The organism is uncultured Sulfitobacter sp. (assembly GCF_947500075.1).
In the GTDB taxonomy this organism is placed as follows: domain Bacteria; phylum Pseudomonadota; class Alphaproteobacteria; order Rhodobacterales; family Rhodobacteraceae; genus Sulfitobacter.
The window spans coordinates 28,729-39,918 of sequence record NZ_CANMQS010000012.1 but is presented as its reverse complement, the minus strand read 5'-3'; the positions used below and the strand labels follow the sequence as shown (position 1 = coordinate 39,918).

Annotated in this window: 8 protein-coding genes; 6 read left to right on the top strand and 2 right to left on the bottom strand. The window is 58.6% G+C overall.

Annotated features, from left to right (window positions below; all coding sequences use genetic code 11):
- Window positions 1–153 precede the first annotated feature (153 nt).
- From Q1A91_RS22595 to Q1A91_RS22570, 6 genes are all read left to right on the top strand, one after another.
- Entirely contained in the window at window positions 154–2,145 is a 1,992-nt protein-coding gene (locus Q1A91_RS22595; protein ID WP_299882910.1) for an HlyD family efflux transporter periplasmic adaptor subunit, read from the top strand.
- 4 nt (window positions 2,146–2,149) lie between these two features.
- Window positions 2,150–4,297: an efflux RND transporter periplasmic adaptor subunit gene (locus Q1A91_RS22590; protein WP_299882909.1), complete on the top strand. Its 2,148-nt coding sequence runs from the start codon at window positions 2,150–2,152 to the stop codon at window positions 4,295–4,297.
- Between the two features lie 108 nt (window positions 4,298–4,405).
- Window positions 4,406–5,191 carry a SapC family protein gene (locus tag Q1A91_RS22585; protein ID WP_299882907.1) on the top strand — a complete coding sequence of 262 codons (786 nt, stop codon included), beginning with the start codon at window positions 4,406–4,408 and terminating at the stop codon, window positions 5,189–5,191.
- The gene (locus tag Q1A91_RS22580; protein WP_299882905.1) at window positions 5,184–7,202 is read left to right on the top strand and encodes a translocase; all 2,019 of its coding nucleotides are present in this window, start codon (window positions 5,184–5,186) and stop codon (window positions 7,200–7,202) included. The genes Q1A91_RS22585 and Q1A91_RS22580 overlap by 8 nt, the downstream gene beginning before the upstream one ends.
- Before the next feature lie 5 nt (window positions 7,203–7,207).
- Window positions 7,208–8,011: an efflux RND transporter periplasmic adaptor subunit gene (locus Q1A91_RS22575; protein WP_299882903.1), complete on the top strand. Its 804-nt coding sequence runs from the start codon at window positions 7,208–7,210 to the stop codon at window positions 8,009–8,011.
- A 49-nt stretch (window positions 8,012–8,060) separates the two neighbouring features.
- Window positions 8,061–8,915, top strand: a complete 855-nt coding sequence (locus Q1A91_RS22570; RefSeq protein ID WP_299882902.1) for a sulfotransferase — start codon at window positions 8,061–8,063, stop codon at window positions 8,913–8,915.
- Between the two features lie 18 nt (window positions 8,916–8,933).
- Here Q1A91_RS22570 and Q1A91_RS22565 read toward each other — a convergent pair whose 3' ends face one another.
- Entirely contained in the window at window positions 8,934–9,809 is an 876-nt protein-coding gene (locus tag Q1A91_RS22565) for a sulfotransferase domain-containing protein (RefSeq protein WP_299882901.1), read from the bottom strand.
- Between the two features lie 169 nt (window positions 9,810–9,978).
- The gene (locus Q1A91_RS22560) at window positions 9,979–11,145 is read right to left on the bottom strand and encodes a nucleotide sugar dehydrogenase (RefSeq protein WP_299882899.1); all 1,167 of its coding nucleotides are present in this window, start codon (window positions 11,143–11,145) and stop codon (window positions 9,979–9,981) included.
- Window positions 11,146–11,190: the final 45 nt, after the last annotated feature.

Genomic DNA, 11,190 nt, shown 5'->3' with positions numbered 1-11,190 from the left:
GATCAGCTCAAGAAACAGTACCGGCCTCTAATACAACAGAGGCCGGTTCTTCTTTGAGCAATGCTTGATTTGCATCAGGTCATGGTGTTCTCCTATCCCCGATGATGGCCGGCAATTACGCCGCCCGCACCAGCCACCACGTCAGGGAACGCCATGTCCGATCAGGACACACCGCGAAATATGCCCGAAACCGGCGCGTTCATGTCTGTCCGAAAGGGCGGGCAGAACCCGGATGGTGAGGCGGATGGCGACACCCGCAAAAGTCGGATCACCCCGCAGAAAGGGATCGTCAGCACCAAGGCAGCCAAGACGGAACGGGCTTCTGAACCACGGGTGGCTGTTTTGGAGCATACCCTTTGGGCGCAGTTCCTGAACGCCAGTTCTGGTGAAGGTTTTGTACGCGCCTGGCTGGGTCTGCAATGCCGCAATATCACCGGGGCAACCGCGGCCGTGGTCGTCTTGGGAGAGCCGGAAGTCGGTCCCTTCACACCGGTTGCCACGTGGCCCGGAACCGATGACGTCTCCAACGCCTTGATGCAGGCCGCCAATGAAGCGCTGAGCAAAAAGCAGAGCGTCGTTGTCGGTGCCGCGCAAGGCGGCAGCGGCGGCACACTGGCACTGCCCTTGATGCTGGAGGACAAGATCTACGGCACTGTGGCGGTCACACTGGGGTCCAACAGCATGGCGGCTGCTGACGCCCTGCACCAATTGCGCTGGGGCACAGGCTGGCTTGAAGCCCTGCTACGCCGGGAGCAGGGAGCCGAGGATTCAGCCCTACACGCACGGACACTCAAGGCCTTGGATTTCGTCGCTGTCGCGCTTGAACAACGGCGCTTTTCGGATGCTTGTTCTGCTCTGGTGACCGAACTGGCCAGCCGCCTTGGGTGTGAGCAGGTGGCCCTTGGGTTCCTGAAACGTAAACGCATCCGCGTGGCAGCACTCAGCCATACCTCCGGCTTTGGCAGTCGGATGAATCTGGTGCGCGATATCGGTCTTGCGATGGACGAAGCGCTGGATCAGGAAGACGTGATCCTCTACCCCGCCCCGGAGGCCTGGGACTACCGCATCACGCGTATGCACAAGGACCTCTATCACGCGCACATGGCCGGCAGCATTCTGACGGTGCCCCTGCGTGCAGAGGGGGAGATGTTTGGTGCCCTAACCATGGAACGTCCGGCTGATGAACCCTTCGATCAGGAAACAGTGGAGCTTTGCGATGTGATCGCCAGCCTTATCGCCCCAATCCTGAACGAGCAGCGCAAGAACGACCGCTGGTTGATCACCAAGATATTCGACACCATCGGACGCCAGATCGTTGCCCTTCTGGGTCCGCGCTATTTCTGGCGCAAGCTGATTACCATTGGTTTGGCGGCAGTCATCTATCTGGGTGCGACAACCGAAGGGACCTTCACCGTATCCGCACCATCGCGGGTCGAAGGGTCGGTGCAGCGAACCATCGTGGCGCCCTTCGATGGCTACATCCAGACCGAAACCGTGCGGGCTGGGGCGCAGGTCGGGGCAGAGGACGTGCTGGCCACGCTGAACGACCGTGACCTGCGGCTTGAGCGTCTGCGATGGACCACTGCGCGCAACCAACGCCTGATTGAGTTTGACCGCGCCCTGGCGACTGGTGAGCGGGCGGAAGCCAACATCATCCGCAGCCAGATTGATCAAGCGGATGCACAGCTTGCACTGTTGGACGAACAATTGAGCCGGACACTGATCAAGGCTCCGTTTGAGGGCATTCTGGTCTCCGGTGATCTGAGCCAGCTTGTCGGCACTTCCGTCAATCGCGGACAGGAATTGTTCAAGATTGCCCCGCTCGACAGTTTCCGTGTCTTGTTGGAGGTAGATGAGACAGACGTTGCACAGCTTGACGTGGGCCACGAAGGTCAGTTGCGCCTCTCGTCCAGCCCGGATACCCCCCTGTTCTTCACCGTGCAGGGCATCACGCCGGTGGCAATGCAACGGGATGGGCGCAATTATTTCCGGGTCGAAGCCGAATTGGACAGTGCACCCGATTGGGTGCGTCCAAACATGGAAGGCATCGGACGGGTTGCCATTGATGAGCGTCTGATTGTCTCCATCTGGACGCGCCGGTTGGTGAATTGGGCGAAAATGGTCGCCTGGCGCTGGAGCCCGTAGGGTCATGGCAGGCAGTTTCTACTCCGCCTCCTGGTACCGGGTTGCCCCGCTGAAACCAAAGCTGCGCGCGCAGGCACGTATCTTCCGCAGCCACTATCGGGGCAAGCTGTGGTACGTGCTGCAAGACCGAACATCCGGTCGCTTCCATCGTTTCACACCCGGTGCCTATTTCGTTGTGTCCCTGCTGGATGGCGAGCATTCGATGGAAGATATCTGGCAGATCGTCTCTGCCCAGATGACCGACGACAGCCTGTCGCAGGATGAGATCATCCGCCTGCTGGGCCAGTTGCACAGCTCTGACATCCTGCAAAGCGACAGCATCCCGGATATCGAGGAAATGGTGACCCGCGGCGAAAGCAGCCGGTTCAAGAAGCGCGTGACATCCGTCCTCAACCCGCTCGCCTTGCGGGTGCCCTTGATTGATCCCGACGGCTTTTTGAAGATCACCGAACCGCTGGTCCGGCCGTTCTTCTCCATTGTCGGGGTCATTTTGTACCTGTGTCTGATTGGCTATGGAGCCACGCTGGCCGTGCTGAATTGGGACGGCCTGACCGACAACCTGATTGACCGCGTGCTTTCGACCGAGAGCATCATCCTGCTGCTGATCTGCTATCCACTGGTCAAGGCAATACATGAACTTGGCCATGCCTATACCATCACCCGGTGGGGTGGGGAGGTACATGAAATCGGGATCATGTTCCTTGTCTTCATGCCCGTGCCCTATGTCGACGCCTCCGACAGCCTGTCGTTTCCCAACAAATGGCTCAGGGCGTTGGTGGCGAGTGCAGGCATTCTGGTCGAAGTTGCGCTGGCTGCGATTGCGATGATCGTCTGGGTGAATGTCGAAGGAGGGTTGGTCAGCGCCTTTGCCTTCAACGTGATGCTGATCTCTGGCGTGTCGACGTTGCTGTTCAACGGCAACCCGTTGCTGCGCTTTGACGGGTACTATGTCCTGAGCGACATCATTGAGATCCCGAACCTCGGCCGCAGGTCAAATGAATACATCGGCTACCTGATCCAGCGCTACATTCTGGGCATCAAGGACGCCAAGAACCCCGCCACCGCGAAAGGGGAGGCCGTCTGGTTCTTCTTCTACTCCATCGCCGCATTCATCTATCGGCTGTTCATCACCTTTGCGATCATCCTGCTGGTGTCGGCCAAGTTCTTCTCGCTCGGTATCCTGCTGGCTGTCTGGTCCGTGGTGCTGATGTTCGTGGTGCCGCTGGTCAAACAGATCTGGTTTCTCCTCGCCAGCCCGCGTCTGCGGCGACGCCGGGGCAGGGCACTGAGCGTATTGGGTGTAACCCTTTCGGTCATTGTGGGGCTGCTGGTGTTCCTGCCGCTGCCCTACTCGACCGTGTCCGAAGGGGTGATCTGGGTCCCCGGCGACGGTGCAGTTCATGCAGAAACAGACGGGATTGTGCAGCATGTCGCCGTGAACCAGGGGGCGGACGTGAGCGTGGACACGCCGCTGGTCCAGCTTCACGACCCGCTGCTTGACGCGCGGGTCAGGCTTTTGGAAGCGACGCTGGCAGAGATACAGTTGCGCCGGATTACGTTGTCTCTGGATGATCCCGCAGGTGCAAAGATCGCTGAAGAAGAAATGGAGCACGCACTGGCTGATCTGGAGCTTGCCCGCGACCGTCAGCGGGCGCTGACCGTTGCGGCAAAGCAAAACGGGCGGGTCGCACTCTTCAATGCCACTGATCTTGAAGGACAATATGTCACCAAGGGTCAGCTGCTGGGCTATGTCAGCACCTTTTCAGAACCCGTGATCCGGGTTGTTGTACCGGAAAATGACACCGACATCGTGCGCCGGGAAACGCGCGGGATCGACATTCGCTTTGTCTCCAATCCCGACGAGACACTTGAAGCGGAAATCCTGCGCGAAGTACCCGCGCTGGACTCCGTCCTGCCGAGCCTTGCCTTGGCAACCGAAGGGGGCGGCAGCATTGTTCTGGACCCCTCTGATCCGAACGGTCAGCGGGCCTTTGGGCGATTCCTTCACCTTGACCTCGCGTTAAGTGTGCCACATTCTTTTGAAACAATAGGCGACCGCGCGATGGTTCGTTTCTCGCATGAACCCATGTCGCTCGCCAAAAGGGTGTATAGACGGGCCAGACAGGTCTTTCTGAGGCAGTTTGACATATAAATGTGGATTTTTGGCCCGACACATGCTCAGAATTTGGCCGACCGTATACCCGAAAGGAGTACGGAATTTATTTAAGATTGCGTCCCGGGGGGCGCACAGGAGGATATTATGGCGACCCAACTGCTTTTCTACGATAACGCTGCACCTGTCAGTTCCAAGAAACACGCGAAGACCTGCGTCAAGGCAGGCACCAGCTTTGCTTTTGCAAGCAAGGTCAATTCCGTGCCTCTGACCGCGTCTGAATTTGCAGATGCTGCCGCAGAATATCCCGTCGTCTTCGCGGGCGAGGGTGAGAACGTGATCCCGACAGCGATCCTGGGCGTTGCGGGCGAAAAGAACGCATATGTGAACGCAGATGGCTCCTGGGCCGGTCGTTATGTGCCTGCGTTCATCCGCCGCTATCCCTTCGTGTTCAGCCAGCAGACCGACAGCGACCAGCTGGTGCTGCACATCGACGAAAGCTTTGAAGGCGTGAACACGGATGACCGTGGCGAACGTCTGTTCGATGCGGATGGCAACCAGACCCAGTACCTCAAGAATGTGCTCGCGTTCCTGCAAGACTATCAGGCGCGCTTCAACCGCAGCACGACCTATTGCAAGCGCCTTGTTGAACTGGATCTGCTGCGCCCGATGCAGGCACAGTTCACCATGCCAGGGGGCGAGCAGCGTTCCCTGACCGGGTTCATGACTGTGGACCGGGAGAAGCTCAAGGCGATCGACAAGGACACGCTTGCAGCGATGATGTCCACCGATGAGCTGGAGTGCACCTTCCTGCACCTGGCCTCCCTGCGCCACTTCGGTCAGGTCGCGGACCGCGCCAACGAAGAAACGGCCGAGGCTGAGAAGCCAGCTGCCAAGAAAGGCAAGAAGGCACCAGCGGAGAGCGATGCCTGAGGCATCATCCTCCCATCCTTTGTTTGGACGGGCGCGCGCGGCCACGGGCTTCGCGCGCCCTTTCACCCTTCGGGCCTATCCGACCCGCGATGATGCACGGCTCAGCGACATCGACCATCGGATGCACCAGATATTCGGGCGCCTTACAGGACGTATCGGGATGCTGCGCCGCGCGCGGCTGAAACAGATCCTGCGCCGCGCGTGCAGACGCGAAGAAAACATCAAGGCCATGAGCGACGCGGACCTGCGGGAGGCCATCGACGCCAATCGCGCGCGGCTGATCACCACGCAACTCAGCGGCCCGGCCTTGGGCGAAGCCGTGTCTCTTGTGCGCGAGGTCAGCCGCCGCACTTTGGGCCTGCGCCCCCATGATGAACAATTGTTCGCAGCACTCACGATGCTCAGCGGCAAGCTGGTTGAAATGGCAACGGGGGAGGGTAAGAGCCTCGCCGCCGCCCTGACCGCCGCCGTGGCCGGACTTGCCCGCTTGCCCACCCATGTTGTGACCGTGAATGACTACCTTGCGCAACGCGACGCGGAGGAGATGAAGCCGCTTTTTGACTGGCTCGGCCTCAGCGTTGGGAGCATTGACCACGAACATACGCCCGATGAACGCCGTGAGACCTATCTGAGCGACATCGTCTATTGCTCCAACAAGGAGATCGCATTCGACTACCTGCGCGATCAGGTGAAGATCGGGCAGGGCACAGGGGACATCCGCCTGCGCCTGCGCCGGATGGAAGGGGATGATACGGACGCGCCCGTGATGCGGGGTCTGCATTTCGCTGTGGTGGATGAAGCCGACAGCGTGTTGATCGACGAAGCCCGCACGCCACTGATCCTGTCACAGGAAACAGACGTTGCTGCGGAGGAGGCATGGGCGCGCACCACATATGATCTGGCGGATCAGATGTTTGAGGATCTGCACTACAAGAAACGCACCAGTGAGAAGCGCATTGAACTGACAGATTTTGGCAAGGACCGGCTGGAGGAGTTCTGCAAGCCCCTTGAGCCGCTGTGGCACAACAAGATCCAGCGCGAGCATGCTGTAAGTCAGGCCATCACCGCGCGCACCTTCTTTGAGGAAGGCGATCAGTACGTCATTCAGGACGGCAAGATCGTGATCGTGGATGAATACACCGGGCGTCTGATGCCGGAACGGTCCTGGAACGATGGGTTGCACCAGCTGGTGGAGTTCAAGGAGGACCTTGAGCTGACGGGTCGAAAGCTGGCCATCGCGCGCACGACCTACCAGAAGTTCTTTCGCCGCTACATGCGCCTGTCCGGCATGTCGGGCACTGTGCAGGAAGTGCAGCGTGAGATCTGCGCAGTGTACCGCATTCCAACACTGCGGCTGCCCACGCGCTTGCCCACCAAGATGCGCCACCTCGGCACGCGGATTACCCGAAAGGAAGAGGCAAAACTTGATCTGATTGCGGACAGAGTGAACACCCTGCGCAGCAATGGGCAGGCTGTTTTGATCGGGACCCGCACGGTTGGGGCATCGGACAAGATCAGCGCCCATCTGACCAAGCGCGGTGTTCAGCATGATGTGCTGAATGCCGTCAACGCCGATGAGGAAGCGGAGGTGATCAAGGATGCCGGGCAGCCGGGGCGTGTGACCGTGGCCACCAATATGGCCGGGCGCGGCGTCCATATCCACGTGCCAGACGAAGTAATCAAGGCGGGTGGTCTGCATGTGATGCTGACCGAACGCCATGATAGCGCGCGTATCGATCGACAGTTGATCGGGCGCACGGCCCGTCAGGGTCAGCCGGGGTCCTATGAAACCATTCTATCGCTGGATGATCCTCTGGTCACAGCCATCAAGACACCGGTGATCAGCCAGCTTGCACAATTGCCCAGCATATTGGGCCGCCCCTTTGCCATGATCGCCTTCCGCCGCAGTCAGAAACGCGCGGAAGGATTGAACGCCCGCGCACGCCGACAGCTTATCAAGATGGACCGGCAATTGGACCGCGTCCTTGCCTTCTCGGGATTTGAAAAATGATGCCTTTGCTTCGTACAACCGCTCTTGCTGCCTGCTTTGGGTTTGGCGCTTTTTCTGCCACCGCCCAGACATTCGATTGCGTGATCACACCGGCGGTGACCGTCAATATATCCGCCCCGGTTGGCGGTCTGCTGAGCGAAGTAAACGTCGGGCGGGGCGATCTGGTGGAGAAAGGGCAGGTGATTGCCCGCCTCGATACCAGTATCGAACAAACCACCGTGGATCTGATGAAAGAACGCGCTGCGAGCCAATCGGACGTTGAGGTGCAGCGCGCGCGCCTTGCGCTCGCCGAAAGCCGGATGGAGCGGGTCGCCACGCTGGTGGAACGCAATATCACCAGTGCAGAAGAGCTGGAGGAAGCCAAGGCTTCCGTCGATGTCGCGGGCGGAGAGCTTGCAATGGCGGAAATGCGCAACCGCATCGCCACGCTTGAGCTGAAACGTGCCAATGAGATTGTGAGCCAGCGCACCATTACCAGCCCCATTGACGGCGTTGTGCAGTCACGCGCGCTTTTTACTGGTGAATATACCGACCAGGATGCAGAGATCGTGACCATCGCCCAGCTGGATCCACTGCATGTCGAAGCGTTTTTACCGGTTGAGATGTTCACCAAGCTAGACCTTGATATGACAGTGGAAATCACGCCGCGCGCCCCTCTTGAGGGCACCTTTCAGGGGCGCATAAAAGTCATCGACCGCATCTTTGATGCGGCCTCCGGAACCTTCGGCGTGCAGGTGGTGATGCCCAATCCGGACCTTGCCCTGCCCGCGGGTCACCGCTGCGAAGTCAGTTTCCCCAACCAGGGTTGAACACCGCAAGCGCCGCTGCGCATAGTGCGCGAGGCAACCTGAGTACCCTATGACTTCGCTTCGCACATTCCTTGGCATCGGCGCACAAAAGGCCGGGACAACCCGCTTGGCGGGGTATCTGGCCCATCATCCGCATGTCTACATTCCTCCGATCAAGGAAGTGCATTTCTTTGATCTGCTGGGCAATGACCGTGGCCTGCGCAAGCGCGCAACGCTCGACATCCGGCTGCGTCATCGGTTTCTGGAAGCCGCCGTGGCCGAGGACAAAGACATCACCGCAGAGATGAACGAAATCCGCTCCATCATTGATCGTTTTGACATTGGCCATGATCCCGCAAAATACCGCGCAATGCTGATGGACGCACCGCCGGGTAAAACCATTTGCGGCGAGTTCACACCGGCCTATGCCGCGATGTCTGCCGAAGACATCGCGCGCATCCCGCAGGTCTTGGACCGCCCGCGCATCCTGTTTATCCTGCGTAACCCCGTTGACCGCTTTCTGTCACAGGTCTCTCACCACGCGACACCGCTGACGCTGAAGCCACAGGAGGTGGAAAGTCCGCTGCACCTGTTGCACAAACCCGGCTTCGCCGAGCGCACGCGATATGACTGGACGTTGTCCTCCCTCGACAGTGCGTTTCCAGCCGAGGACATCTATGTGGGCTTCTTCGAAGACCTCTATGGGCCAGAGGCGGAAACCTATCATCACCGCATTTGCGACTTTCTGGATCTCGACCCCGCGCTGGGGCCAAAGGTTCCCAAGGGCAAAGCTGCGAAAATGCGTGAATGCGATCCAGACGACCGCAAAACGCTGGTTGAGGCGTTTGAGCCTGCTTACAGGGACGTCAAGAAACGGCTGGGCCGACTGCCAGACACATGGGAAGCTGACCTCTCCAGCCTGTAGGTGATACCACGCAGGGCGCTATATGGACGTGTGATCGGCAATCCGCGCACGCAGTTCCGCAACCCCTTCTTCACCAAGGTAGTATTCAGCAGCATTGACACGCGGCAGCTTGAAACCAAGGCGAATGATCTCATCGCGGATGGGGTCGTAGTCTTGCTTGGGCAGTCCGGCGAGGTAAAGCTGGCTGTAGGCTGAGACCAGCCAGGGGTGCACACCGGTGTTGACGAATTTGTCCTCAATCTCAAGGTCGAGATCAGGGTGCCCCATCAGGGTCAGGAAATCTTCGGTAATCCCGGTGGGACCGCGCTGCCGAACAACCTGATCGTAGTCCTGCACCAGAACATTTTCCGCCCCGAAAGTTGCCCGCCAGCCTTCAAGCCGTCGGTCAAAACGCACATTCTCAAGCGCGATATGATGGCCATTCACAAAGTCGCTGAAGTGCTTGTGATAGACCCGCACCCTGATTTCGTGATGATAGAGCGAAACAAGGAACGCCACGGCATCGCGTGTATACGCGACGATCTGCGTCCGGGTATCCGGCAGATTGCCCAGACGGTCATGCAGAGCGCGCAGAAATTCTTCGCGCAGATCAATACGGCACAGTTCCTCGCTCGACAGGATCAGCGTGGACCCTTCCGGCGCATCGGCCACCATGTCCGCGTAGTGGCCACACACTTCATCGAGGTCATATTTCTCTTCTACCCATGGCACTTCATCTGGAAAAAGGGCCGCAGGAAGCTCGATATGCGACTGAAACTTGCACAGCGGTTTGGGATAGATCAGCCCCGCAGCGGCAAGCTTGTCCGCATTGGCATAGAACCCTTCCTGCAAGGCCGACGTTCCGGTTTTGTGAAAGCCGATGTGCAGTACCAGTCTCTTACTTCGTTCGCTCATTTTCTACACACCTTCTTATTGGTCACGTACACTCTGGACTGGGCCTAAGAACACCTGTTGCCGCCTCATAATCCACCATGCTTTCACAGGCGCAGCAAGCCATCTCATGACCAATGACCAGAGTCAAAAGCGGTATTTCGCTTGCCGCGCGGATGATGGCAGGCCTCTTCTAGCCCGAGCCGAAGAGATCGCGGGTAAAGACCTTGTCCCGAACATCAGCCAGTTCATCCGTATGCCGATTGGCGACAATCAGGTCACAGGATGACTTGAACACGTCCAGATCGCGGATCACTTCCGAATTGTAGAACCGATCCTCTTTGAGGCTGGGCTCATAAACCACAACATCAATGCCCTTGGCCTTGATCCGCTTCATAATCCCCTGAATGGAGGAATGGCGGAAGTTGTCCGACCCGGTTTTCATGACCAACCGGTAGATGCCGACTTTCTGCGGGCCATGGGCGATGATCTGATCTGCCAGAAAGCCCTTTCGCGTCCGGTTTGCATCAACAATCGCGCGGATCAGGTTTTGCGGCACTTCTGAGTAGTTCGCCAGAAGTTGCTTTGTGTCCTTCGGCAGGCAGTAGCCCCCATACCCAAACGATGGGTTATTGTAATGATCCCCGATCCGGGGATCGAGGCAAATCCCCCGTATGATCTCACGTGTGTCCATGCCACCAGCCAGCGCATAACTGTCGAGTTCGTTGAAATAGGCCACGCGCATGGCAAGGTAGGTGTTGGCGAAAAGCTTGATCGCTTCCGCTTCTGAGGGGCCGGTCAACAGCACCGGAATATCGGTCGCAACCGCGCCTTCAACCAGCATATCCGCAAAGATCTGTGCCGCTTCGGTCCGATCCCCGACAACGATCCGACTTGGGTGCAGGTTATCCGCCAACGCCTGACCTTCGCGCAGGAATTCAGGGCTGAAAATCACACGCTTTGTATCATGCTCCGCACGGATACGGTCGATGAACCCAACCGGGATGGTGGACTTGATGATGACCGTGCTGGTCGCAGACAGTGCCAAAGCCTCAGCAACCACATTCTCGACACTGGACACATCGAAATAGTTCGTCTCCGGATCATAGTCCGTCGGCGTGGCAACAACGACGTAATCCGCTTCCCGCATCGCATCGGCCCCATCGGTGGTGGCTGAAAGCATCAATGGCACGTCATTCAGATAGCGGCTGAGTTCCTGATCGACGATAGGGCTTTGCCCGGCATTGAGCATCTGCACCCGCTCTGCGGACAGGTCTACACCTGTGACATCGTTGTGCTGCGCCAGCAGAACTGCATTCGACAGGCCGACATAGCCCATTCCAACCACTGCAATCTTCATTCTCTATCCTGACAGAATATGACCCTGCGCGCTTATCAGCCGCCA